Origin of the sequence: Gordonia desulfuricans NBRC 100010 (assembly GCF_001485495.1) — a bacterium.
Classification (GTDB): Bacteria; Actinomycetota; Actinomycetes; order Mycobacteriales; family Mycobacteriaceae; genus Gordonia; species Gordonia desulfuricans.
In genome coordinates this window covers 16474-40273 of the sequence record NZ_BCNF01000046.1, presented here as the reverse complement: position 1 = coordinate 40273, position 23800 = coordinate 16474, and the positions used below count along the sequence as shown (strand labels likewise).

At 64.9% G+C, this 23800-nt stretch carries 26 protein-coding genes and 1 pseudogene; 8 read left to right on the top strand and 19 right to left on the bottom strand.

Translation table 11 applies throughout. The features are described from left to right. A pseudogene (locus GD1_RS24220) lies at positions 1-188 on the top strand (IS256 family transposase); the annotation flags it as partial. 208 nt (positions 189-396) lie between these two features. Here GD1_RS24220 and GD1_RS24665 read toward each other — a convergent pair. The 4 genes from GD1_RS24665 to GD1_RS08205 form a co-directional block, all read right to left on the bottom strand. Beyond that, positions 397-1386 carry a hypothetical protein gene (locus GD1_RS24665; protein WP_157079412.1) on the bottom strand — a complete coding sequence of 330 codons (990 nt, stop codon included), beginning with the start codon at positions 1384-1386 and terminating at the stop codon, positions 397-399. A gap of 98 nt (positions 1387-1484) precedes the next feature. After that, complete coding sequence (locus GD1_RS24660) at positions 1485-2267, bottom strand: polymorphic toxin type 37 domain-containing protein (protein WP_169798183.1); 783 nt, start codon at positions 2265-2267, stop codon at positions 1485-1487. A gap of 759 nt (positions 2268-3026) precedes the next feature. Further along, a complete protein-coding gene (locus GD1_RS08210) occupies positions 3027-3338 on the bottom strand; it encodes a hypothetical protein (RefSeq protein WP_059036664.1) in 312 nt (103 codons plus the stop codon). 166 nt (positions 3339-3504) lie between these two features. Further along, positions 3505-4161 carry an MspA family porin gene (locus GD1_RS08205; protein WP_059036663.1) on the bottom strand — a complete coding sequence of 219 codons (657 nt, stop codon included), beginning with the start codon at positions 4159-4161 and terminating at the stop codon, positions 3505-3507. Positions 4162-5802: 1641 nt separating this feature from the next. On the opposite strand from GD1_RS08205, the gene GD1_RS24655 reads away from it, so the two are divergent. Beyond that, positions 5803-6321 carry a hypothetical protein gene (locus GD1_RS24655; protein WP_157079410.1) on the top strand — a complete coding sequence of 173 codons (519 nt, stop codon included), beginning with the start codon at positions 5803-5805 and terminating at the stop codon, positions 6319-6321. A 325-nt stretch (positions 6322-6646) separates the two neighbouring features. Here the strand turns inward: GD1_RS24655 and GD1_RS08195 are convergent, their stop codons facing one another. Then, positions 6647-6928: a hypothetical protein gene (locus GD1_RS08195; RefSeq protein ID WP_059036661.1), complete on the bottom strand. Its 282-nt coding sequence runs from the start codon at positions 6926-6928 to the stop codon at positions 6647-6649. Between the two features lie 369 nt (positions 6929-7297). Between GD1_RS08195 and GD1_RS08185 the strand changes: the two genes are divergently transcribed. From GD1_RS08185 to GD1_RS08165, 6 genes are all read left to right on the top strand, one after another. Next, positions 7298-7531: a Maf family protein gene (locus tag GD1_RS08185; RefSeq protein ID WP_059036659.1), complete on the top strand. Its 234-nt coding sequence runs from the start codon at positions 7298-7300 to the stop codon at positions 7529-7531. 118 nt (positions 7532-7649) lie between these two features. Then, positions 7650-7862 (top strand): helix-turn-helix transcriptional regulator, encoded by a 213-nt coding sequence (locus GD1_RS08180; RefSeq protein ID WP_059036658.1) that lies wholly within the window; start codon positions 7650-7652, stop codon positions 7860-7862. 64 nt (positions 7863-7926) lie between these two features. Further along, entirely contained in the window at positions 7927-8157 is a 231-nt protein-coding gene (locus tag GD1_RS08175; protein ID WP_059036657.1) for a hypothetical protein, read from the top strand. A gap of 36 nt (positions 8158-8193) precedes the next feature. Next, on the top strand, positions 8194-8490 hold the full coding sequence (locus GD1_RS08170; RefSeq protein ID WP_059036656.1) for a hypothetical protein: 297 nt from the start codon (positions 8194-8196) through the stop codon (positions 8488-8490). Positions 8491-8967: 477 nt separating this feature from the next. Further along, positions 8968-9117, top strand: a complete 150-nt coding sequence (locus GD1_RS24650; protein WP_157079409.1) for a hypothetical protein — start codon at positions 8968-8970, stop codon at positions 9115-9117. 99 nt (positions 9118-9216) lie between these two features. Beyond that, on the top strand, positions 9217-10230 hold the full coding sequence (locus tag GD1_RS08165; protein ID WP_059036655.1) for a P63C domain-containing protein: 1014 nt from the start codon (positions 9217-9219) through the stop codon (positions 10228-10230). Positions 10231-10442: 212 nt separating this feature from the next. Here GD1_RS08165 and GD1_RS08160 read toward each other — a convergent pair whose 3' ends face one another. From GD1_RS08160 to GD1_RS08095, 14 genes are all read right to left on the bottom strand, one after another. Then, entirely contained in the window at positions 10443-10724 is a 282-nt protein-coding gene (locus GD1_RS08160) for a hypothetical protein (protein WP_059036654.1), read from the bottom strand. Beyond that, a complete protein-coding gene (locus GD1_RS08155; RefSeq protein WP_059036653.1) occupies positions 10724-11188 on the bottom strand; it encodes a hypothetical protein in 465 nt (154 codons plus the stop codon). The genes GD1_RS08160 and GD1_RS08155 overlap by 1 nt, the downstream gene beginning before the upstream one ends. Beyond that, complete coding sequence (locus GD1_RS08150) at positions 11185-11973, bottom strand: hypothetical protein (protein WP_059036652.1); 789 nt, start codon at positions 11971-11973, stop codon at positions 11185-11187. Before GD1_RS08150 ends, GD1_RS08155 begins: the two co-directional genes overlap by 4 nt. Before the next feature lie 3 nt (positions 11974-11976). Next, a complete protein-coding gene (locus GD1_RS08145; RefSeq protein WP_059036651.1) occupies positions 11977-12528 on the bottom strand; it encodes a hypothetical protein in 552 nt (183 codons plus the stop codon). Further along, positions 12528-12791 (bottom strand): hypothetical protein, encoded by a 264-nt coding sequence (locus tag GD1_RS08140; RefSeq protein ID WP_157079408.1) that lies wholly within the window; start codon positions 12789-12791, stop codon positions 12528-12530. The genes GD1_RS08145 and GD1_RS08140 overlap by 1 nt, the downstream gene beginning before the upstream one ends. A 47-nt stretch (positions 12792-12838) precedes the next feature. Further along, positions 12839-14131 carry a hypothetical protein gene (locus GD1_RS08135; RefSeq protein WP_059036649.1) on the bottom strand — a complete coding sequence of 431 codons (1293 nt, stop codon included), beginning with the start codon at positions 14129-14131 and terminating at the stop codon, positions 12839-12841. Beyond that, complete coding sequence (locus GD1_RS08130; RefSeq protein WP_083533964.1) at positions 14128-14844, bottom strand: PE-PPE domain-containing protein; 717 nt, start codon at positions 14842-14844, stop codon at positions 14128-14130. Before GD1_RS08130 ends, GD1_RS08135 begins: the two co-directional genes overlap by 4 nt. Beyond that, positions 14837-15217 carry a DUF2746 domain-containing protein gene (locus tag GD1_RS08125; protein ID WP_059036647.1) on the bottom strand — a complete coding sequence of 127 codons (381 nt, stop codon included), beginning with the start codon at positions 15215-15217 and terminating at the stop codon, positions 14837-14839. Before GD1_RS08125 ends, GD1_RS08130 begins: the two co-directional genes overlap by 8 nt. Beyond that, positions 15214-15420, bottom strand: coding sequence for a holin (locus tag GD1_RS08120; protein WP_059036646.1), 207 nt, complete (start codon positions 15418-15420; stop codon positions 15214-15216). The genes GD1_RS08125 and GD1_RS08120 overlap by 4 nt, the downstream gene beginning before the upstream one ends. Positions 15421-15422: 2 nt before the next feature. Then, positions 15423-16460, bottom strand: coding sequence for an N-acetylmuramoyl-L-alanine amidase (locus tag GD1_RS08115; protein ID WP_059036645.1), 1038 nt, complete (start codon positions 16458-16460; stop codon positions 15423-15425). Positions 16461-16533: 73 nt separating this feature from the next. Beyond that, complete coding sequence (locus GD1_RS08110; protein WP_083533963.1) at positions 16534-16890, bottom strand: phage gene 29 protein family protein; 357 nt, start codon at positions 16888-16890, stop codon at positions 16534-16536. A 2-nt stretch (positions 16891-16892) separates the two neighbouring features. Next, positions 16893-18569 carry a Gp37-like protein gene (locus GD1_RS08105; RefSeq protein ID WP_059036644.1) on the bottom strand — a complete coding sequence of 559 codons (1677 nt, stop codon included), beginning with the start codon at positions 18567-18569 and terminating at the stop codon, positions 16893-16895. Further along, a complete protein-coding gene (locus GD1_RS08100) occupies positions 18566-19492 on the bottom strand; it encodes a hypothetical protein (RefSeq protein WP_059036643.1) in 927 nt (308 codons plus the stop codon). The genes GD1_RS08105 and GD1_RS08100 overlap by 4 nt, the downstream gene beginning before the upstream one ends. Next, positions 19489-23769 (bottom strand): aggregation-promoting factor C-terminal-like domain-containing protein, encoded by a 4281-nt coding sequence (locus tag GD1_RS08095; RefSeq protein ID WP_059036642.1) that lies wholly within the window; start codon positions 23767-23769, stop codon positions 19489-19491. The genes GD1_RS08100 and GD1_RS08095 overlap by 4 nt, the downstream gene beginning before the upstream one ends. Positions 23770-23800: the final 31 nt, after the last annotated feature.

Here is a 23800-nt window from a genome sequence, read left to right as displayed (position 1 = left end):
CCACCAAAGGCCCCGGATCCCGCGCGGCCGGCATCGCGATGGCCTACAAACTGATCGAGGCCGCGCAGTCGAAATGGCGGGCGGTCAACGCACCACATCTGGTGAAACTGGTCCGTGATGGCGCCACCTTCGAGAAAGGCAAACTCGTCGAACCCGACGCCACCTCAGGCACCCAGGAGGCCGCCTGAAAACCGCTCATCCACAGGTCTTGACAATATCTCGCCTACAACAGAACTCGGCGCATACTTGCGTACGCGCCGAGTTCAGATAACGCTCATCGGCGGAGCTACCGGGTCAGCTTTCGGACTTTCCCGCCGAGGCTGACAAGCTGATCGTGTCTGGTGGCGCAACTACGCGAGGTGACACCTCGAACGACGAGCGGGCAGCCCTGACCGGCTAGTCGACCTCAACGTCAAGCGCTGCTGCTATCCGGTTTGCATCGTCGACACCGAGTGCGAACAACCCGTCAATGTACTCGACAAGCAGTCCTCCGCTCGATGGACTCGCACTGAACTCTCCCGGGTCTAACGTTGCACCGTCGATGTGATGTCTAACGCGCGGTCCCAGGTATGTAAGCCAGCCAGGAATACCTGTGATCAGCTCGCCATCGCCAGCAGGATCGAGCCCGAAGCCATTACATGCGAGAAGTGGTGCGCCGCCGGAAACCGAGGCAACGTCCGGGCGAACTCCTTCAACCACAGCATTCAACACGGCCCTCAACGCTGTCTCATCGGGCGATCTCTGACCACTGACAGCACCATGCAATACCTTAGGTCGTTCGATATTTATGGTCACTGCCAGACGGTCCAGTGATTCGTCATCACGGGTCACGACACGGATGACCAGCTCTACCGCGCCACCGACCACACCCATGTGATCCGCGTTGACCACACGGATATCGTGCCGGGGAAATCGACCCTCCAGCGCCATCGGTGGCGTCAACCACGCGTCGATATTCCGGACGTCCTCCGCCGTATGAAGACGCATCGCGGGCAGGTGGTCAGCACTGACGGGTACCCATCGTGCTGACGCCCAGAACCCCGACGTGCTTTCGAGAGCTTCGAACATGTTGCCCAGAAGGTCGAATGGGTCGGCTGTAGGGTCGGCTGCGGACACGGCGTTCGCCGCGAACAACCCTCCGCGCTCCACCGGCAGTTCACGCTCAAACGCGTGAAAGTAGTCCCGCTCACGATCCCACCGGCTGCCTTCCAGCAACCCCGTGGATGGAGGGGCTGGTTCGTTTCCCGACAGATAGCCTGACAAGTACCCGCGCGCGTACTCCGACTGCACGATGATGTCGCGAGGATGCGCAGATTGACCGACACGGTCACGAAGGCTGAACACACTGACCAGCCCTCGGAACGTGTGCGGGTTACCACTGATCACGAAAGGCTCATCACCGCGTCCGACAATTCGCACCACCAGCCGAGAATCGGCCCAACCGGGTAGATCAAACCCTGAATCACAGCTCCGACTATCAGATTTCATCGTGTGTGCCCGTTCGGATATACATTGACATGCTTACCTGTCTTCGGGTCGGTGACATCCCAGTGTTCACCACCGTGCCCGGATTCGTCCCAAGTCCATATGCGGCCTTTCTTGTCGGGAAAACTACCGTTATTTGGAACTGGAGATCCGTCCGGATTTCGCTGGATGTTTCGCGGCGGCACGTATGGTACATCACCGCTCGTCGGTAGCTGGTTTGTGTGGTTACCGCTCCCCCATTCGGGATGGGGCACATCCGCGCTATTGCCGTCTCCTGGTTCATTGTTCTTCGTGAAGTACTGACTGATCCAATCCTTCACCTTATCGACCTGGTCGGCGAGCCATCCAGGGAGCTTGTCGATCATCAGATCGGGCAGTTGGTCGGGGTGGGTACGTACCCACTCCCAGCCGTATTCGCTGATGATCGTGGCCATGATGGCGGAGAGCAAGAGGGCAAGAATCGCAGCTTCAGCAGCGTCATCGATGAGGAAGAAGACCGGGTCAGCCTCGATCCCCTTGTCGCCGCCAGGAGCCACGTAATTCGGCAACGTGAACGACGGTTGCTCGGCCTGCGGATCAGGAGACGGCTCAACATCAGGAGCAGGAGCAGGAGCAGGAGCTGGCTCGGGCGCTGGAGCAGGGGCAGGCGACACGGCAGCCGGAGGGGACTGTGGTGTGAACTGCGAGTCTCCGCCCGTACCACCACTGCCGTTTGTATTCGCGTTGTCGCCGCTACCGCTGGTACTGCTGCTTGCTGGCGGATCGTGATCCTCGTTGTCCACGCGGGCATCTGCCTTCGGATCGTCGGGACCCGGTTGCGGCCGAATCGCTGCAGCCTGAACATAACCGAAGCGGCCACCCCCAACACTCTGCGGAGCATCAGAACTTCCCGACTTCGCCGACCCGCCTCCAATGGCTGCGCGCCGTACCCGCGGGTTCGCCGCCGCGAATGCCGCCGCACCCGCCACGACCCAAGCCGCGAGCGGGATGTCCGGTTGTGTCGATCCCGAATCCAACACGCGTGGCGGGTTGCTAAGCTGCGGGTTTGCCGACACTGCACCCGGTACCGTCGTCACCGCAGGGGCAGCGGTAGTGAGCACCACCGAAATCTGCACGGTGTTGTCGCCTGGTGGTACCGGTTGCGGTGCGGTCGGACGGACGCCGCCAGTGTTCGAGTTGGTCGGCGCGGAGCTGCCGTTACCGTCGCCACCGGCAGCGGGTGGTTGCGGGACAGCCTGTCCGGGCACAGTCACGATCGGTGTGCCGTTGCCTTCGCCCGGGCCCGGCCCAATATTGGAGCCGACCTGCGGGCCACCCGATCCCGCGCCGTCGGCGCCGGCTGTGGGTGCCGGTGTGTTCGTGGTCGGTTGGAAGGTGTTGGTGGGTACCGAGATACACGGTCGCTCCGCCGCCGATCGTCAACACCGCGGCGGCCAGCAGCCCGGCGCCGAGGCGACGGCGCGGTGTTCTGTGACGCCCCAGGCGAGGTTCAGCCGTCGCCGGCCCTTCTGAGTGGTCTGGGTGTTGCAGGCCGCTGCGGGTCACTTGTCTTTGCCCCACATCAGGGCACCGAGGATCGCGTCCGCACCGGCCCAGAACCAGCGTCCGGCGATCGACATCACGAGAAAGAACACGAGGAACACCGGGATCACACCCCACCGGTCTGACCACTCACCGAGATTCGACAGGTTCGCCGCCGCCAGCACTAGCAGCGCACAACCGGCGAGAAACAACACCACCTTCAATACCGGCACCCCTCCGCCAGTGGATGCGTCCCCGGCTTCTGTTGCGGCGTCAGTCTCAGCGGACAGGTGATCGGCAGTGTCGGGTTCTGTGGGGAGTTCGGTGGTCACGGCGTCGGCGTCACGGCGATGCGCGCCACCTGGAACGGACGAAGTGGGAGCAGTCATTCGGGATCAGAGCCCTTCGTAGAGAAGATTCAAGTACCGAGGTGGAGGAACGTCGTACCTCGCGCATTGCACGGCAACGCGCGACGCTGCGGATGACAACGACGACAGGTCAGAGGTAGTGCGGCTTTCCGTACACGTTGATCGTGTTGTCGTTCAACGCTGTTGACACGCTCACCGTCACGTACGCACGCAGCGCGACCGGCCCCAGACAGCCATCGACCTTCACATGCACCCCGTCGACGGTGATGCCGGCTTTCCCGGTCTGCATCTTCTTCGACCCGAACGGAATATCGGCGATCGTGCCCGGCCGCAGAGTGGTGGCGATGTTCGGGGTGACCGTCGCCCCGATCATCACCGCCGGCGGATAGGAGATGTTCATCTGCGCCGACGGCCCACCCGACACACCGACCGTGGCACCCGAGGTGACATCGGTATTGCAGCCGATCTGAAACCCTGCTGCGACAGTGCCCGCCTGCACCGGCACCGACCCCGTCCCCGCGATGACACCCTGACCCTTGAGGGTCAGGAAACCCTCTCTCGTCCAGGGTGACTGATTAAGGGGCGGCACCGAACGCACCTGCTCATGCGACTTGATCGCCGACACCACCCAGCCGTCATCAGTACGTTTCGTTGTCTGTTGGTCAGCGGACGAACTCGGGGCAGCATCAGATACACCCGCCCCGATCACCGACGCGGCCACCGCGAGCGCGGCGAACACGCCTGTCAGCCCCGATCGTCCCCACGCCCAACTTCCATCGCTCACCATGACGCCACCCCTTACCCCCATCAGTGCACCACCGTGGATGCTTGGTGCCAGATTCTGAACTGACCTGGGCACCCAATCACGGCCCGTGGAATTCGTCAACCTAAAGACGGGAATTTCTTTCGCCAATATCGAAACCGTGCTGGTAGGGCGATAAGCGGACGGACCGGACCGGAGAGAATTCATGCGGAGACACTCCGAGAATGGGCACCAAAATCTCGTAGCGAAGAGCACTGCACACTGGGTCCGGGCAGAGCATGCCGACAGCACCTTCGGCACTGACAGGCACGAAGCTCACATCTATTCTCGTAGCCAAGAGTGACCATGCGCTTCTGGCGTGCTCACCGAGCGAAAGATACGCTGCAAGGGCTCGCCAACCTCACGTCAACGTTGCGATGGACTACTCTGCACCGCGTGGCACGAGTTGAACTGCCGACCTTTATCGGCGATCTCGACGGCACCCTGCTCGAGATTGACGACGTTCATTCCGTCGACTGGTCCTGGAATGGTGTTGCGTACAGGCCGGATGTCTCCAGCGCGAACCTCGACAGAATCGAGACGGGCACCATCCCCCTCGCCACACATCTCGCGTCCTCCACCCGCGTCGGCGAACGCCGCCGGGGGAGTACCTCGCAACGCGCTCTTCGGGAATCCGAGTCCACGGCCTCCAGTCGCACAGTGACGAGTGGTGCCGCACAGATAGGCGAGTGGGCGACCGCACACGGTTACGACGTATCCGCACGGGGGAGTATCACGAACGCCTGCGCGACGCCTACCTCGCCGCTACGCGCTGAGCACGCCCCACCTCAGCATTCGAGGTGTCAGGACTGGCCGTTGCCGTCACCTGTGGCCCACACTCGCGTCGTTCTGGGGAGCCCGTTGTGCATACGCGTGGGGTTGTCATCGACGGTGGTAGCTGGTGCGCTTGCAGGCTTCTTGGGTGTGCCAACAGGGCTCTCCCTGGTGCGATCTCGGCAACCGTGATTGAAATCGTATGCGAGCCGTGGTCGGTGCCGTTCCAGCCCATCGCCACCGGCGTCCTGACCATCGGCCTCATCCGGGCCTGCCTCGAACTGATCGCCGACACTCGAGCGCTCTATGCAACAACTTCCGACCACGTCCGCCGTCAACTCAACCAGGCGATCTTCACGTGGCTCTACATTGAGGACGACGAAGTCACCGGACACAGGCTCACCGATGAGGTCGACGATCTCCTCGACATCCAAGAACGATGGAGAGCCATCACTGTCAGTCAAAAGAAAGTCGGCCCTCCCGAAGGAAAACCGACCGATTCTCACGCGTCTCTTTTGAGTAAGCCCGCACTGAGCATCTCTGAGGACGATGTTTTGAGTGCGGAACAAATGGTGGAGCTAGGGAGAATCGAACTCCCGACCTACTCGATGCGAATCCCCGTGTCGGACAGTCCGAGACGGCGGGCGAAGTGCTGTTCATGCAGGCCTGCGGCCCGCGACGATCACGCTCAGTCTCGCCGCCGCGCACCAATCCAGCCATTTCCGGTGGGTAAAAGGTGGGCCCCCGCCCCCTGGAGGTCCGCATGCCTATAGATCTCGTGTAGCTCAGGCGAACGACAGCCTCTTCGGGCTACCTCGATCAGTGTCCAGTTCACACGCTACGATCCCGCGCATGAAACGCCTACCGATCGCCGTCCTTTCTGCCGCAGCTGGTGCTGTGCTGCTTGCTGGATGCTCCCCAGAAGACTCAGTAGCCGGTCCGGGGTCGTCCACCGCCGCGGCGTCATCCATCGCCGCGGTCTCGTGTTCGACATCGGCGGAGGTTGCGACAGGAACCGACCCCCAGATCGCCTCCGCGGCAGAATCTGCCGCATTGCCCGCCGGCGCGAAAGTGGTCTACGTGCTCTCGCAGCACAACGTCGACGACCGAACGAAAGAGGACGTCATCGTCCGCATCTGCTCACCAGGACTCGTTGGCGACCAGCTCAAGGATGCCGGCACGGTGATCGCGCGATCGATCAAGGAGTCGCCCGCAGGCAACTCGGTGGCCACGCTAAGGGTCACAAACGTTGCCGAGGGCAACCATCCGCAAGGCAAGATTCGGTGCGAGGACTTCGCTACCTACACGTTCTCCGCCAATGCGGCCGAGGGCGCCTTGCGTGCAGCCTGGAAGTACCCCAGCGAGAGCTAGCCTTTACCTCGTTCGGGGCAAAGAAAGCCCCCAGCCGATTCGGGCTGGGGGCTTTGCTGACCTTCGCTGCATTCAATGCGTGGAGTCCGGGTCGTACCCTCGTGACACTCTCTGAGCCGGGTCACTTCCTGCGCTTTCGCGCTACCCCTCTGCCGCTCACTTCCGCTGAGTTCATCGGTCTCTCTGCTGTCGTGACTACAGCTTAGCATGGAATCCCGTTGTGGCGCAACATGTTTCGGAAGTTTACAGATTGCGCAAAGTCGATTCCGAAAATAGTTGCACGGCGCAACCCACCGGGGAGGTGGGAGCCGGAGCCCCCACCCCCTCAGGCCGCGAGGATGATTCCTCCCCACCCGCTGGCCTCGGTCATGGCCTCTGAGATGTCCCAGGCCGCGTCGGCGGCTTCGTCGGTGGCCGGGACTGTCTCGTCGCGGGTGCCGGCCAGGGTCTCCCAGAGGTCGGCGGTCGTGATCCAGTAGTCATCTTCGGTAGCACATCCGCCCTCGAAGAGTTCGTTGGTGAGCTGTGCGGCCTTGGCGAGGTCGTAGTTGGCGGGGTTGAGTCCGGCAGTGGTGATGGTGTCTGCGACCTGGGCGGTGGTGATCATTGTCTGGCCTTTCGGTTGGTGTTCCTTGCTTGTGATACCAGTATTGCATCACTACTCGATACCTGTCAACCCCTGAGTATCGACTAATGCTGCAATGCTCGGTATGCTGGGCGCATGGCGAACACAACCCCCGACACCCGCGGCCTCACCCCCGGCGGCACCTCCCTCTCCGGCGACGGCTCCCACTCCCCGCGCGTAAGCATCTCCTTGCCGGCAGACGCCAAGCGCGAGTTCGATGCTCGCGCGAAAGCCGCCGGGATGGGGACGGCGAAGTACTTGCGAGCAATCCTGCTCGACCACTTGACACCTAACGAGTAATGCTGCAATAATAGAAACATCACCACGGAAGACCAACCGAAGGAGCCAGACATGGCCAGCTACCCGCGCCGCTACCGCAACGCACCGAAGACCAACACCATCACCGTCGTCAACGGGCAGGTGCAGAAGTCGCCGGCCACCGCCAAGCAGATCGCGTTCCTGCGCAAGCTCTCCGGCGGACAGTCCCAGGTGATGACCTCGATCGGGACAATCAGCATCCCGGCGCACCCCACCAAGGCTGAGGCGTCGAAGCTGATCGACACACTGCTCAACCACGAGATGTGACCCAACCGGGCCCCTCCGACAGGGATGGGGCCCGGTGCGGCACCGAAAGGACCTGACTTGTCAGAGAGAGGACCGGCCGCACCGGGCGGTCCCACCCTACCCGAGAGGAGAGGTTGCCGTGATCAGAGCACTGGGAGTCAGCGAGGTGGCCGCACATGCTGGCTTGACCGTCGACACGGTCAAGTCGTATGCGCGCGATGGGATCATGCCGCCTGCTGACGTGATGATCGGACGCACGAAGGGCTGGACCGTCGAGACGATCGACGCATGGAAGGTTGGGCGGCCGGGCAAGGTTGGACGGCCCCGGAAATCGACCGATCCCACCACTTGACATTACCCACGAAGGTGGGTAATGTAGTGAGTGTCAGAGAGAGCAACAAACGAAGGAGCCCACCATGATCGCCAGCGGAAGCCACCTCTACGACTACGACAGCGCCGAGGACCTCGGTCCCGCCACCGACGCACAGATCGCCTGGATCGCCGCCGACGACCAGTCGCGCGCCGACAACATGGCCACCGGTGAAAAGGTCGACGACAACGCGGCCGGCGTCTTCTGGATCGACGCTGCGGGCAACCCGGTCCACCAGTCCTCCGTGGACCGGGACCGCGCCGTGTACATCGTCTGATCGACCACTCCCACCCCACACCCCGAAGGAGCACCCGTGAACGTCAAGACCATCCCCGCAGGCAAGGGCCGCGCACGCATCGTCGTCGACGGCAAGCAGGTCGCCGTCGTCGAGCGCCGCACCCGCGCCGTCTCCAACATCGTCGAGGACCGCTCGGTGGCCGGCGGATTCAGCCACACCAAGGGCGGATATCCGGAGTCGACGTCGACCACGGTCGTCGGCACGGAGACTGGGTGGGAGGTTGTGACACACGATGTCCCGGGCGCCGAGGTGATCGCATCCGGCCGCACCCGCAAAGAGGCCGTCCAGCAGTACATCGACAAATGGCTGTGACCAGATACGACAACAGTGCCCCCGAACCTGATGGTCCGGGGGCACTGTCACATCGAAGGCCAGCCCCGAAGGGCTGGATCTGACTCCACTCTCAAGGGGAACACCAACAACCATCCCTCAACGAAGGCCCGGCCACGAGGACCGGGATCTGGCTGCGGCTTCTGAGTCGAAAGTCAACGACCATCCCTCAACGAAGCTGTCACCGACTGTAGCGGGCGGCACCTGGGGCCGCTAGTCGTCTGGCTGATCGACTCCCGAGGACCGCGCCCGGCTGATACCGTCAGCGGCGTGGTCCTCGGTCTCCGCCGGGTTCCATTGCAGAGTAGCTACTGCTGAGCAACGTGATCCTCGGATCGCGCGACTCTCCCCGGCTCCGGCCGGGGCTCCATTGCAGAGTACTTCTCGCGGTGCACGAGAGCGATCTCGTAGCCACCTTCCCGGCGGAGACCGAGGGCCACGTCTATCTCAGGAGTCCCGATGACCTTCTGCCGCGGCGACCGCGTCCGCGTCATCGAGCTCGATGCCCCGGGCTGGGTGGTGGGTGACCTCGGTGAGCTGGTCACCGTCGACCTTGTGGACGGGGATCGGATCTCGGTCACGCCCGTGATGCTCGAACACCTGGACTGAACAATCGGTGGTCAGCACAACCCCGCTAACTCGGCTAGTCATGCAAGCATTCGCGTTTCAGTGCTTGCAATCGTGTCGGTTTGATGTACCTTCGCAAGCATGACCGAGAAAGCATCGCAGGACAGCACGTCGTCGGCTCAATCCGCTGGTGGGGTCGCTCGATCGAAGAAACTCACACGAGAGGAACGCTCCGCTATCGCGCGCAAGGCTGCCGCGGAACGGTGGTCATCCACTGCAGTGCCGGCCATCGCAGGTTCCGACGACAAGACCCTCTCGATCGGGGGCGTTGAGATTGAGTGCTACGTCCTCGAGGGCGGCACGCGCGTAGTAACCCAAAAGTCGTTCATGCAGGCCATCGGACGTGGGTTCCGTTCCGGGGAGGCAAGCGACGACCTACCCCCATTCCTGTCCTCCCAGAGCATTCGCCGCTATCTCACACCGGAGATCATCGAAGCTGCACGGCCAGTCACCTTCACCCTGCCCCGCGGCGGCCGCGCAAAGGGCTATCGGGCCGAACTCCTCCCGACAGTCTGCGAGCTATACCTCAAGGCGCGCCAGGATGGCGCTCTCCCCTACAACCAGGAGCGAGTAGCCTCACAAGCTGAGGTTCTGGTTCGTGGGCTGGCTCAGGTCGGAATCATCGCACTCGTTGATGAGGCCACCGGGTACCAGGAGGTGCGAGCACGTGATGCACTTGCAAAGATCCTTGAGGACTTCGTCGAGAAGGAATTGCAGCCATGGACGCGCACTTTCCCTGCCGACTTCTATAAAGAGATGTTCCGGCTGCGCGGCCTTGAGTACCCACCCAAGGACCTCGCTGCCCGACCTCAGTACTTCGGATTGTTCACCAACGACATCGTCTACAAACGACTCGCCCCCGGCGTCCTTGAAGAGCTGAAACGCGTTCAACGCAAGGGGAAGACGGGAAAACCGAAGGATAAGCTGTTCCAGCATCTCACCCAGAACACAGGATATCCAAAACTCCGCGAGCACCTCGGATCAGTGGTGACGCTGATGAAGATGAGCCCCGACTGGGACACCTTCAAGCGTCACCTTGACCGCATCCACCCCAAGTACGACGAGACAATTCCGCTCGACTATGACATCAAGTAATCGGTTCTTCAACGACGAAAACCGCCCCCACCCTCGCGATGAGGGTGGGGGCGGTGTCGTTCTGGAGCCATATCGTTTAAAAGATATGGCTCCGGTGTCGTATCGTCGGCGCGGTGACCGATCGGGATGTGCTCAGCGCCGCGGGCCGGGAGTTGCGTCGACGAGCCCGACGTCGGCAGGCGGACGAGATGCTGGCCAACGGTGGGTGCCGATCAGTCCGCGTCGATGCCCCCGACGACAACCCCTGTCGGGCAGTTCATGTAGATGCCGGACGGGAAGTAGATCGGGCGGGTGAAGCTGTAGGCGTGGGTCTGGTTGGCGGAAAACTTGAGCAGGAAGAACACCGTGCCGCCCGGGCCACCGTCGCGGAACTCGATCTTCGCCTCCGCCGGGGTGCCCGCATTCTCGGTGAGAAACACCGACCGCAGGTAGCGGTACTTGCTGACCGCGTTCAGGCTCGCCGGGGACGACAGGGTGATGTTCTCGATGGCCATTACAGGTACCTCACTTTGGCGGTGCAGGACATGACGAACGCGGGGCTGGTGCCGCCGCTGTAGGACGGCGTGACCCGCAGCCGGTGGGTGACACCACCCTTGATGCGCCGCACGATCGGGCCACGCGGGAACGTGGTCGCCTGGTTGGCCATGCGGGTGGGCCAGTCGCCGTCGAGCAGTAGTGCGCCGTCGTCCATCGCGTTGAGTTGCCGCCACATGGGGTTGGCGTCGGTGAAGTCGGACTGATCGCCGACTGCGCCGCCGGTGGTGCGGATCGCGGCCTCGAAGAACACTCCCAGGGACGCCGACGCGGGCGCACCTTCGAGCGTTTCGATGCTGAACTCGTACACCACGTCTTCGGCGGCTTCGGCGCGGATCGGTGGCAAATAGAACGTGGAGGTCGCGATCTGGTCGATACGCGGCCCACGCTGCCCGGACAGGAGAATGTTCTCGCAGACGATCACAGCGCCACCGCCTTGAAGTAGGCCAGGTTCACCCAGGCCGGGGAGCCTGCCACCTGGAGTCGGTTGTAGACCTCGATGCCCACGTTCATGCCTCCCTTGAACTGGTTGAGTGTGTGCGGATGTGGTCCCGACAGCGCTTGCATGGTGGCATCCGGCTGTGGTGCACCTTCACTATCGGTCGCGAGGGTGCCGAACCCGAGGCCGTTGACGCGCAGCCCGTCGTACTTGCCGGTGGTGGCATCGAACACCGCCTCCACGTCGAACAGGTTGCGTTTGGCCTCGTTGAATCCGAGGTCGATCGCCGCACCCGGTACGTCGATCCACGTCGAGGCGGGGTCGCCGTTGACCTGGAACTTCGACACTCGTGTGCTGGTGGCCTCGTCGTAGTTGAGCCACCGGATCTTGAAGAACCGACGTTCGCCGTCCGGGTCGCACTGATCGAGGCCGAAGTCGACGTTGCGGGGGTAGTTCTCGCCGCCCTCGCTGCCGTAGGCGAACTTCCAGTGCGCGTACACCTTCCCGAGCACCGGGCCGCGCGACAGGCGCTTGAACGCCGCCCCGTACCCCTGGGTGCCCTCACCGATGGACGACTGGTAGCCGGTGCCCACACACAGCGAGTACGGCGACTCATGCACAATGCGCGAATCGAGGTAGACCACCCCCGCCCCGACGTTGCCGTTGAGCAACTGCACCCAGTTGCAGTGGCCGGTCGCGAAGTTGTCTTCGGCGATGAGGCCAGGTTCGCGTTTGTTGATGGCGTGTACTTCGCCTATCACGAATGTCATCTCTCAGTCTCCAATCTCGGCGATGGCGCCAGTGGGTGTGCGGGTGATGGTCATGGCGGTCGAGCCACGCGTGTAGCCGCTGATGACCCCGGTGGCATCGCGGGAGTAGGTGGAGGTGACGCCGTTCTCGGTCACCGACGCCACCCGGCCGGCGGCATCGCGGGTGATGACTACGCCAGGAGTTATGGGAGCATAACGACTGTCGCCGACCTCGGTGGTGAGGAACAGATCGGGGTCGGCGGCGGGCGGGCCCTCGTACATCTCGCGCAGGGCGCGCAGGCTCCAGGTGCCGGTGTCGTCGGGGACGACCACCTTGTACGCCTTCTCCGTGCCCCAGATGCCCTCATCGGACTCGAGGCGCTCGATGACGTCGTACTCGCCGGCCGGAATGTCGGCCGCCGAGTAGGTCGAGCTGGCGACCTCGATCGGATAGGTGATCTTGACGAGGGTCTTGCCGCCGCCTGCCGAGCGCTGTCGGGTGGCGGTGAGCGCGATTGTCCCCGAGACCACCGCGTCGCTGTCGGGGGTGGTGAGAGTGTCTGCGAGAGTGGCCATCAGGTGGTCTCCTCTGTGATGGTGTACCCGAACCGTGCGAGGACGTCGGCGTGGTCGTGGATGTCGGAGAACTGGAACAACGCCCACCCGTCTGGGTCGACAGCGGTGCCGTCTGGGGTGGCGGCGAATACCTCGGCGGTGTGGGCGACGTTGGTGATGGCCACGCCTGGGGTGTCGGGGATGTCGGCGAGTGGGGTGCAGTCCCGCACCACCACATGGTCGACCGCTCCCAATGGTGGGTCGAGTTGGTACAGGGCGGACACTCCACCCCATGCGACCATTGCTTCGGTTTCGATCTTGGTTGCCTGGTTCACCATACGATCACCGCCACGAGTGCTCCTCCTCCTGCTCCGCCGTTGCGGGCTGTGCCCAATCCTGTTGTGCCGCCTTGCCCGCCGGGGCCGCCGGGGAATCCGCCCGGCCCACCTTCGGAGGTGGCACCGCCGAATGCACCCGACGCCTCACTGTTTCCGCCACCGCCGCCGCCTGCGCCGGTGATGTCGATGCCGGTCGTGTCGCCGTTCTCGCCCGCTCCTGCGGGGGCTGTGCTGGTGCCGGTCGTCGGACTACCTCCGAGTGGACCCGCACTACCCGCGGGGCCGGTCTCCTCGCACAGCGCCCCCGGATGCCCGGGCGCATTGAGCACCGCGGTCCGACCCGAGTACGTCTTGATGAACCCCGACCCATTCACCGGTGACTCCAGATAGGTGCCGAACGACGCCACCCCCGGCCCAAGGATGTTGTGTGCCCGACCGAGAGGCACCGTCAACGCCACGGTCGACGGCAACGCGTCCGCTGGAAACTCCGAGTACGCATACCCGCCGCCGAACGCCCGCGACCCCGAGTCGAGACGCTGCGCATCCTGCCCGCCACCACCGGCCCCGATGCACACCACACCAATCTTCACCGCCCCAACAGGTTTGGTCCACGTCGTCGAGGACGTGTAGATGGTGCGCACCCCGCCGGTGATCAGCGCGTCCACCTTGTTGTTCGCCGCCAGCGCGGCTGCCGACGCTGACGACACAGCAGTGGCGTTCGCCGACACGTTCGCCGTCGTTGTCGACTTCCACCCGAGCAGGCCGGTGAACCAGTCCAACACCCCAGCGACCGCCGAGTTGATCGGCGTCACCACCAAACCGTTGAAGATGTCAGCGATCTGATTGACCATCGTTGACATCGACGCCCACCCGGTCGCCACCTGCGACGCTGACGGAATCAGCCCCGCCGCAACACCACCCACGACCTCAATCAACTTCCGCAACGGCGCGAACAACGCCTGGATCGCCAGCAGCACCGAGTTGTCACCGGCGTACTCACCCTTCATCGCATCGAACAGTTCCTCGAACGACGCCCGGATGCCCTCGATCGTCTCGCCGATCAGCTCCTCGAGTGGCCCGTAGTCGCCCTGGAACACCGCGACTACGGCATTGACGAGCTCCCGGATCGCCCCGAACACGTCACCGATCGGGTTGTACTTGGCGCGCCACTTCGCGTCGAGGTAGTCCTTCCAGTCCGCCTCGGTCATCTGAGAGAAGGCGCCCAGTCCGAACCCGTTGATCGACAGCTCAGGCAGGTCGCCGCCGGGGAAATTCGGGGTACTCACGCCGCTCCTCCGATCAGCCAGGCCAGGCGTGCAACCTGGCCGCCCGACACGTAGTCGGTTGTGTGCCTTGTCCCGAGGTAGCCCTGCGCGTAGTCGAGCGCGGACACGAGATCCGCCCACCGCCACGGCTGCCACCACGCCTGCGACCGCTGGCGGGCCGCGGTGTGCACGACATCGCGCGCCCACCGATCCGCGGCCTCCGGCGAGCGCACCGACATCCACTCCGACACATCGGCGATCGACCGCAGCGGCGACCCCAACGGCAGATCTGCGATCGGATCGCCGGCCGCCCACAGCCGCCACGCCGGCCAGTGAGCAGGCACCGACAGAGCTCCTGCGATGCCGGACCGGCCGAGGTGCAGCGGCTGGTGTGGGTCGCCGAGTGTTGCCACCCCGACCACCTCGAGGTCCGGACGCCGCGGCAGGACCTCGCGCGCCACGTTCACCGCGACCGCCGCGCCCTGCGAGTAGCCGCCGATGACCACCCGGTTCGGCGAGTCCTCGATGGCCTGCGTCATCGAGGCCACCCCCGCCGCGACCGAGTCGCCATACGCGACGTCGCCAACCCCAGTTGCCGGGCCGAACGTGGCTGGATACTCGGCGAACGTCATCCGCACACCAGACCCGGCCAACTCCAGCCGGAGCGCCTGCGACACCGCAGATCTCGCGCCGGGGCGAGACCAGGTGCCGTCACACCAGATGAGGTCAGTCATCGCGGCGCACCTCGTCGGGGTGATACTTGGCGATCACGTGCTCGGTCCTGGCAACCTGCGCGTAGAGGTCGCGGCTGACCTGGCGTGCCTGCTCCCGATCGACGCGGATCTCGTCGCCGATTCGCGCGGTCCGACGATCCAGCCCGAGCAGTGCCGCCTTGATCTCGTCGATGTCGTCACGCAGGTTGGTGTCGTGCGAGTTCTTCACCTGCTCCTTGACCGCGCCGACATTCTCAGCGAGCTCGGTGTGCTTGGACGCCGCGCGACGAGACTGAATCCACAGCCCGACAACGGTCACAGCCGCCGGGATCGTGACGATCGACAGCCACACAAGCAGCTCCATCCACGACGTCACCTCGTCGGGCCCGGTCACCGCACCAGGCTCGCGGAGTCAGAGTTGCCGCGCGACGCCAAGGAGGTCAGCACCGAGACCGCTGTCGCCACACCGACGATGGCCCCGCCTGCCGCCCAGTCGATCGCCTCAACCGAGGTCGCGGTGAGCACTGCGGCCGCCGACTGCGCCGCCGTCTTGATCGCCCGCTCGGCCAGGTCGAGCCAGAAGGTCTTTGTCCACATAGTCACGCCTTCCGCTCGACCTTCACCGCGCCCGACGGGTCCCACAGCAGCGAGCCGTGCTCGAAGTCCTGCCGTCGACCGGTCCCGTCGGCGTACTCGTCGGAGATCGGCCAGCCGAGAGGCCCGTCCTCGTAGCCCTCCTTGGCCCAGCGGTCACCGATCACGCCGTGGACGAGATCGCCAGCCAGGTCGCCGCCGTCGCGGACGTAGAGCACGCCGCGCTGGAAGGCCTGCACCCCACCACGATCGAGCACCTTGTGCACGCGCACCGGATACCCGAGCTTCTGCTCCCAGCCGCGCGCGGAGAATGCCTCGTAGATCCCGCCACGAGGGATCGCATACGCGCCCGTCTGCGGGTGCCAGTAGATGACGCCGTGCTCGAACTCGGCGAACCGACCCACGCCGTCCTTGCACTTCTTCTCGCCAGTGTGTAGCCGCTTGCCGATCCACGCGCCGGCCACCTTGGCCTGCTCGTCGATCCGATTGACCACGGGGACGGCCACCGGTGCTGCACCTCTGAGCTCAGCCTGCACGCGGGCAACATCCGAGCGGAAGGTGTCCATGTTGATGCCCCCCGGGTCCCACTTGCCCTGGATGGCGGCCCACTCCTTGTGGCCGATCACCCGCGACGACGGCAGGCCCAACTTGTTCAAGATCGCGGCTACGCCACGCACATACGAGCGGTATTGTGCGGCAGGCCATCCTGAGGTGCCGTCGTTGGCGGCCTCGATACCGATCGTCACCTGGTTGGCGTTGTTGGTCGAGATCCCGGGCCACGATCCGGAGCCTGCGTGCCAGGCGATGCCGACGCCACACAGGGTGTACTTGCCGTCTCGGCCGAGGTGGAGCTGCGAGGCCAGCCCGAGGTCGGGGTGGTTGGCGATGCTGCCTGCGGTTGCACCGTTGCTCCCGGTGTGGTGGGCGATGACCCCCCAGATCGAGCCGAAGTCGCCGTGACCTCGGTCCATCGCGCCGGGGTAGATGTCGCATGTCAGGCCAGCCGCGCGTAGCACGTCGGGCAGCCAGGTTGGGTCAGCCATCGTTTGCCTCCTCGAATAGGCATGGGAAGATCCCCACACCCGTTTGGGTGCAGGGTGTTTCGGGTGGTTCGAGCTACTTCTTCTTGCGGGACTTCTTCCGGCGGTCAAGCTCGGCCATGTAATCGGCCTGCTGCTCCCGGGCGAGGCGTTTGTACCGGTCACGTGGGTCCTCCGGCGCCGTAGCGGCGTCGTTGTACACCCACTTCCCCGCGCTGCGCAGATCCTCCGGTGGCACATACCGTTTGATCGGCTCGGCGATCACCCGGGCGCCACCCTCCAGCATGTGGATCGCGACCTCGCGGTAGTAGTCGGCACCCATCACCAGCGGGGCGCCGGTCACGCCCGGCAGTGCGACGAACATCGCTGCCAGGGCGAGGATCTGGGCCTCTTTCTGCTCGTCTGACAGGTCGGCGTACTCGACGGATTGCATGGTCAGAACACTCCCAATTCCTTCGTGGCGTCTTTCAGTTCCTCGACCTCCGACATCAGGCCGACCAGCGGGTCCTCATCGGTGGTCGACGTGCCGAACTCAAGCTCCCACTGGGCGAAATGGCCGTTCTCCCAGTCCAGGATGGCCTTCATCGCCCGCTCGACATGGATCTCGCCCGACTCGTCGCCCGCGATCTCCCACGACCCGCGGTCACCCTTGTACAGGTGCCCGGTCCCGGCCCACCCGACCACGTACGGGCCCGTGTTGTGGGCGTCGACCGTGACCGACTTCCACTCCTTGGTGACGTACACCGCGGTGCGCAGCACCATGAGCGAGCTCAAGGTGTACGCCTTGCCGCCGGAGTCCATGAAGAACTCCCACAGGTGCGAATCACCCTGGTGTTGCAGCCGACTCAGCAGTTTCGCGCTCATCCACGCCGCGACCGTGTCCTCGTAGAACGGCTTGAGCAGGGTATCCACCGACCCGCCGATCGACCCGACCTGCAGCTGGTTACCGATGATGTCCCCGAGGGCCTGAATGCCCGCCGAGATCGCCTCGTTCACCCCCGGCATCGAGTGGCCGCCGGTGTTCATGATCACACCCTTGGCCGGACCCGACGCGAAATCGGTGTCGGCCATCCCTGGCATGTCGGCCGGGAAATGCACGGCCGGATGGGACTTGGTGGTGCCCAGCCAGTCGCTGAACAGCACCGCCGGCGGCGAGTCGGTGACCAGCTCCTGCGTTGACTCGAGGAAGTCGGCGGTGAACTCGCGCGCGGTCCGGGTCAGGCCGTCGAAGGCGGTGCCGCCGTTGGCGGTCCCCTCGAGCTGGCCGGACTTGTCGACGATGTCGACGACCATCGCGCCGTCCTTGATGTCGGCGCCCGGCCACGGCTCAGGGTCGCCGGCACGCCACCGCCGGGTGACGACCGACAGCTCACAGTCGGCGAGGATCATCTTCGCCGCCTCGTGCCACGTTCGCCACCGAGAGGTGAACAGACACCACGTGGTGCCCGCGGCCATGTCCTGGAGGAACGTGGTCGGCTTGATCACGATGTCCCATGTCGACATGTCCAGTCCGTCAAGCCAACTCATCGGGTTGAGCGGGTCATCCGGCACCTGCCACAGCGACGAGTAGAGACGCAGCAGGTTGAGGAACAGGGCCGTTTTCAGCACCCAGATACTGGGTCCGGCCAGCAGGAAGATCCGCGGGAACTGGAAGACCGCCGGCAGGAACGGATTCGACCAGCACTGGACCCATTTCAGGTCCTCATAGTCGGTGGTGAACGTGACCTCGAGGACACGCTTCCCGCGCTCACGCCGGACGTGCTTCTCCAGCATGCGCCCGGACACCCGGACGCCGTTCTTCTCGACGTCGACGTGGACATTGTCGCCCTCGCCCCGCGCCCGACGGGCCTTCTGATCTGCGATCCACTGCGCGACCGGGTGGTCGAACGGGATCCGCACCATGATCTGGCCGGTGTCGTTCTCGATGTCCTCGACGTGGAGCTTGTTGACGTCCAGCAGTAGGTGCGTGAGCCGCTGATAGCTGTCGAAGAGGAAGATAACCGGCGGCATCGCCTTGACCTCGGCGAGCTTCCGCTCCTCCTCGAGGGTGGCCGCCCAGATCTGCTCGCACTGCTCCTCCAGGCTGGCGCCGAAGTCGACTGTCGCTGTCATTCGAGCCCCCAAGGTCGGGACCAGCGGCGCGGCTGGATCAGTTCGGCACGTGCACCGGTGGCCGGGGCGCCGGTCACCGAGATCGGCACCTCCTGGCGTTGCGTGTACGGCGGGATGTCGTACTGCAGCCACTTGCCCTGCATACGCGCGAGGAAGTTCGTGCTCCCGCCACCGAGTGCCGTCGACGCGTGGAGCCTCTTGCGGTCACGCGTGAGGGTGAGGCCGCCGTCGGTGGAGAGGATCTCAGGCAGAGGCAGCGTCCGGTCGGGATGCTTACCGCCAGGGATACGGTGCTTCGGCTTGCCGGTCCACGAGTTGTCCGGCAACGTCCAGATCCCGCGCGTGAGGGTCCATGTCTGGCGCATCGGTCGGTCGGTCGGATTCCACACCTCGACCGTTCCGCTCCCCGAGGTGCCCGACGTCGTGAACGGGGAGACCCAGTCTTGGCCCTCCCACATCGGCTGGTACGCCCGCAGCAGGTACTTGACGTTGAAGTACTCCTCGTCGATCCGGTCGTCACCGAGGTTGACCTCGGGGGCCTCCGACATCTGCACGGTGAGCATGCGCACCCCCGACAGCGCGGTCTTCACCACCAGGCGGGCATGCTTGAATGTCGTGTCCCACCAGTCGGTCTCGGATGCGAACGCCTTGCGGAAGTCCGACTCGAGCTGCCCGGGCGCACCGCCATACTCATCGTCGAACAGGTGGAATCCGATGACGAGATCGCGGATCCCGTAGTCGGTGTGCACCCACGACCCACCGATGTCGTCTGCGTCCTCATCGGACTCGACGGTGATCGGTGCGTCGTAGATGCCGTCGACCTGTTCGGCCGCGATGATCGCACCCTGGCGGCCGGCGAGTGGCCCCGCCACATCCCAGCGGGTGCCGTCGACGCCCAGCAGGCTGATCTCGATGGCGGTCATCGGCGACGCCGTCCGCTGCCGTACCGGGTCATCCCGAGCCGCGCCTCCCGACGCCGCTCGGCGTAGAACGCCGCCTCGTCGCGGAAGGTGGCATTGATGACGGTGGTGCCACCACCGCCGACGCCCGCTCCTGACATCGCAAGCTCCTTCACCGTACTGATTGCGTCGGCCGCAACGTCCCACTGGGACTGCTCGAGGATCGGCTCGGGGCCACCGGTGGCGTTCATCGTCAGATTGAGGCCCTCGGGTAGCCATCCGCCCTGGTCGTACCAGTGCGGGCTGCGAGACTGCCACAGCTCCCACGCCTTCGACGGGGTGCCGTAGTCCGGCCGCTGCTTGATGTACTTGGCGGTCGCCCGCGCCTGCACCGCGACGTCGTCCGACTTCGCCTCCCCGACCGTCGCCCACGTCGTGTCGAGAAACTGCCCGACGCCGAACGCGGTCGATGATGGGTTCTGCGCCAACGCATTCCATCCGGACTCGCCGTTGAACAGGCGCAGGGTATCGAACCACTGGTTCTGGTCGCGCCATCCCGGGTAGCTCGCCCACTCCTTCCAGAACGCCTCCTTGGCGCCCGGCGACCCGGCGGCGATACCGCCCTCGGGGACATCGGTCGGCATGGTGGGCTCGACCGGTGTCACCACGGCCGGGGTCACCTGAGCCTGCGGTGTCTGCGAGCTGTCCGGGGTCTCCGGGGCGGCGGGCGTCTGCGCGTTGGGCGCCGCCGGAGTCTCGGCTGGGGGTGTCGCCGAGGTCTGCGCGGTGTCCGACGACTTGATCGTGTACCGATCCGCCAGATCCAGCCAGTCTCCGACGCCGACGATGTCGATCAACGAGTCCGCTGCGATGCCACCAAGATCGGTGAACAGCTGCTTGAACCGGTCGCGGCCCGAGAATGCCCTCTCCGGCTCGGTCGGCGTGGTCGGAGTCGTCGGCGTGGCAGGGGTCTCCGGAATCGGGGTAGGCGTGGACGGATCGGTCGGGGTCGCCTGCACAACCGGCGGCACAGGTCCGAGATCCACTGTCGCAGCGCCGAATGCGGACGACTGACGGGTGTGCACGTGGTCCTGATGGCCGCCATAGTCCGCCGCGAAGTAGCTGCCGCTGGTATCCGCCGAACGACCGGCCCACCCCGACTTCTTCCCGGTGCCTGGGTTCTGCCAGATGATCTGCTCAAGGCCGTCGAAGTTCGGCGCGATCGACATCAGGTGGTCGGCGAAGCCCTGCATCGCGTCGACCGTCCCCGACCAGTCGATGCCGCGGTTGAGGTGCTGCGGATTCGGCGCATACCCAGCCTCACCCCGGTCGGATTCCTGGTGGCCCGGGTAGGTGGAAGGCTTGACATCGAACTTCTTGCCAAGCTCGGTCACCCAATCCGGAAATCCGCTGCCGCCGTAGCTGATCGAGGTGCCAGTCGGCAGCCCGTATGGCTCCCCGACGCGACCGCCCGAGGCGAACCCGGGCAGCATGCCGTGCAGGTAGTCCGCCGACGGCACCCAACCCGCGTTGAGGGCCGCCACCACGGCGTCGCCGCCGGCATCCATCGCCGACTCCTTCACCACACCCTCGCGGTTGGACACGAATGCCGTTGGCATGCCGGTCAATCGGTCGATCCCGAGGATCGAGTCAGAGGTGCCCGTGCCGGGCCCGTACAGCTTCCCGTGCTTGTCGACGCCAGCCCGGCCACCACCGGCCAGCATCGGCAGATCCGGGGTGTTGACGTTGAAACTGACCTCTTTGTTGATGATCGGGATGGTGAATTTGAAGCCAAGGGAGAAGTCATTCCACTTCGCGATCACCCAGTTGATGGCGTCGCGGAAGGTGTTCTTGATCGGGTCGAACAGGCCCGCCACTGCCGACTTGATTCGGCCCGGCAGTCCGGTGAAGAAGCCGATGACCTCATCCCACTTCTGGGCGATCCAGTCCTTGACCGCACTGGCGCCGTCCCTGAAGGTATCCCAGATCGTCGACCCCAGGTTGGCGATGAAGTTCCACACCGCCTGGAATCCGGCCTTGATCTGATCCCAGTACTTGACGATGACCGCGACCGCGATGCCGATGGGCCCAGTGAGGACGGCAAGGATTGTGCCCCAGTTGTTCTTGATGAAGTTCCACACGAACTCGAAGGCGGCCTTGATGCCATTCCACGCCGCGGTGAACACCGCCTTGACCGTGTTCCACACGGCCTCCCACGCGGTCTGAAACCAGGTGGTCTTCGTCGCAATGAGCACGATGGCAGCGATCAGCGCCATGATGCCGACGACGATCCAGGTCATCGGGTTGGCGAGCAACGCCGAGTTCAGCGCCCACTGGGCCGCGGTCATCACACCGGTGGCGACAGCACCGGCCACCATCGCCGTCTTCTGTGCGACGAACGCGATGCCCTGCGCGGTCAGTGCCGCGACAGTCCGGGCCGAGGACGCCACCCAGGCGCCGGCCACGACCGCGCCCTGCATCACCGCGGACGCGGCAGTCGCGACGAACGAGGCTACCGCCTGCGCCTTGAGTGCGACCCACGCCGCAGCCGACCGGACGCCCGAGGCGACCCAGGCGGCGGTCGTGGTGGCAGCATTGGCGACCGCCGACGCGGACATGGCAATCCAGCCGCCCACCGTGCGATAGCTCGCCGCCAGCTGGGTTGCCGCCGAGCGGGTCGCCGCGATCCCGGTCTGGGCCCAGCCGACCGCGGCGGTGATCAGTGCGGGCGCCAGCGTCACACCGAGGATGCCGGCAGTAACGCCGACCGCGACACCGTTGTCCTTGACCCAGCCGGAGAAGTCCATGACGGCTGTCGTTGCCTTCGCCACAGCGTCGTTGAGGCCGCCCTGCAGCGAGCGCTTGAACTCCTCGAGCTTCGCGGTGCCGTTGTCGTTGAGGGTCTCGCCCATACGCTCGGCAGATCCAGCGAAGCCCTCCATGTTGTTCTGGCCGCCCGCCAGGCCCTCCAAGAACGCGGGGATCTGATCGACCGACAGATCCTCGAGCGGCGTGCCGAACAGCTGGACCGCGGTATTGGCACGTTCGGCCGGATCGGTGATCTGCAGCAGGCCTTTCGCGGTGTCCTGCAGCGCCTTCTGTGCTCCGGGCCCACCCTCGGCGATGGCCTTGCTCATGTCCGTGGCGTTGAGGCCGATGTCGGCGAAGGCCTCGGTGAGCCCCTCGTCCTGACCGGCCGACACCGCGATGAGAGAGAACTCCTTGAGTGCGTCGCCGGTCTTGTCGAGGGCGAACTTGCCCTTCTGGCTGGCGTTGACCAGCAGGTTGAACGCCTGCTCGCCGGAGAATCCGAGGCCCTGGAAGTTGACCCCGTACTCGTGGAGGATCTCGGGGAGTTCCCCGCGCATGGCCGCCGGGACCTTTTGGAACGCAGTGGTCATCAGGTCGAAGCCCTGGGTGGCGTCCTTCACCAGGCCGGTCGACATGAGCGTGGAGACCGTCTGCACAGACTCCTCGACCTCGGTGCCGAACGTGTCGGCGAAGCTGAGGGCGGTCTCGGTGACACCCTGCATCGAGTTCCGGCCGGACTCGGACAGGCCCTTGAGACTGGACGTGACGATGCCGACGGACTCGGAGACCTGCTCCATCGACTCGCCGAAGTTGGCGCGGTAGATGTCGGCGGTGAGCTTGCCGTACTTCGCGGCCTCCGTCGGGCCCATGCCGAGCGAGGCCGCCAGCTTGTCGTTGATGACCTCGGTGTCCATGTTGGACGCGATGCCCGCGGTGATCGCAGCCCCGAGCCCGGCCGCACCCAGTGCGGCGCCCTTGAAGTCGCCGAGGAGCCCCTTGAGCTTCTCCCCCAGGCCCGACAGTGCCGACCCGCCTTCCTCGGCGGCGTCGTTGCTCTCGTCCTGCGCGTTGGCCGCGTCACGCTGGGCATCGGCGAGGCGGCGCTGGGCATCGGTGAGATCCTCGGACGCGGCACGCGCGTTGCGGGTCGCCTGGATCGACCGGTCGTTCGCGACGCGCAGACGCTCCTGGGCCGCCAGGTATCGCGAGCCACTGGTGATGCCCTTGTCACGGAGCTCCTGGAGCTTGGCCTCCTCGATCCGCACCTTGGCCGACGCGGCGACTTCGGCCTCGCGTGTCTTCGCGACCGCGTTGGATGCCTTGGCGACAACGGATTCGGCGCGCTTGAGGCCGTCGGCGACACCCTGCCCCATGTCCTCGCCGGCCTGCTGGCCCGCCTGACGCAGTCCGCCGAGTCCGCGCGAGACCGTAGCGGCCACGCCCTGCATCGAGGGGATGATCTGCAGGGTTGCCCAGCCGACTGTTGCCACCGATCAACCTCCAGATCTCTGTGAGCGCCGT

Excerpts from the sequence above, each read along its gene's own strand:
- GD1_RS24650 (WP_157079409.1), top strand. The coding sequence starts at position 8,968 with ATGACCTTCTGCCGCGGCGACCGCGTCCGCGTCATCGAGCTCGATGCC.
- GD1_RS08150 (WP_059036652.1), bottom strand. The coding sequence starts at position 11,973 with ATGACATTCGTGATAGGCGAAGTACACGCCATCAACAAACGCGAACCT.
- GD1_RS08145 (WP_059036651.1), bottom strand. The coding sequence starts at position 12,528 with ATGGCCACTCTCGCAGACACTCTCACCACCCCCGACAGCGACGCGGTG.
- GD1_RS08185 (WP_059036659.1), top strand. The coding sequence starts at position 7,298 with ATGGCCAGCTACCCGCGCCGCTACCGCAACGCACCGAAGACCAACACC.
- GD1_RS08110 (WP_083533963.1), bottom strand. The coding sequence starts at position 16,890 with ATGCAATCCGTCGAGTACGCCGACCTGTCAGACGAGCAGAAAGAGGCC.
- GD1_RS08205 (WP_059036663.1), bottom strand. The coding sequence starts at position 4,161 with ATGGTGAGCGATGGAAGTTGGGCGTGGGGACGATCGGGGCTGACAGGC.
- GD1_RS08100 (WP_059036643.1), bottom strand. The coding sequence starts at position 19,492 with ATGACCGCCATCGAGATCAGCCTGCTGGGCGTCGACGGCACCCGCTGG.
- GD1_RS08120 (WP_059036646.1), bottom strand. The coding sequence starts at position 15,420 with ATGTGGACAAAGACCTTCTGGCTCGACCTGGCCGAGCGGGCGATCAAG.
- GD1_RS08175 (WP_059036657.1), top strand. The coding sequence starts at position 7,927 with ATGATCGCCAGCGGAAGCCACCTCTACGACTACGACAGCGCCGAGGAC.
- GD1_RS08105 (WP_059036644.1), bottom strand. The coding sequence starts at position 18,569 with ATGACAGCGACAGTCGACTTCGGCGCCAGCCTGGAGGAGCAGTGCGAG.
- GD1_RS08165 (WP_059036655.1), top strand. The coding sequence starts at position 9,217 with ATGACCGAGAAAGCATCGCAGGACAGCACGTCGTCGGCTCAATCCGCT.
- GD1_RS08160 (WP_059036654.1), bottom strand. The coding sequence starts at position 10,724 with ATGGCCATCGAGAACATCACCCTGTCGTCCCCGGCGAGCCTGAACGCG.
- GD1_RS08130 (WP_083533964.1), bottom strand. The coding sequence starts at position 14,844 with ATGACTGACCTCATCTGGTGTGACGGCACCTGGTCTCGCCCCGGCGCG.
- GD1_RS08195 (WP_059036661.1), bottom strand. The coding sequence starts at position 6,928 with ATGATCACCACCGCCCAGGTCGCAGACACCATCACCACTGCCGGACTC.
- GD1_RS08115 (WP_059036645.1), bottom strand. The coding sequence starts at position 16,460 with ATGGCTGACCCAACCTGGCTGCCCGACGTGCTACGCGCGGCTGGCCTG.
- GD1_RS24655 (WP_157079410.1), top strand. The coding sequence starts at position 5,803 with ATGAAACGCCTACCGATCGCCGTCCTTTCTGCCGCAGCTGGTGCTGTG.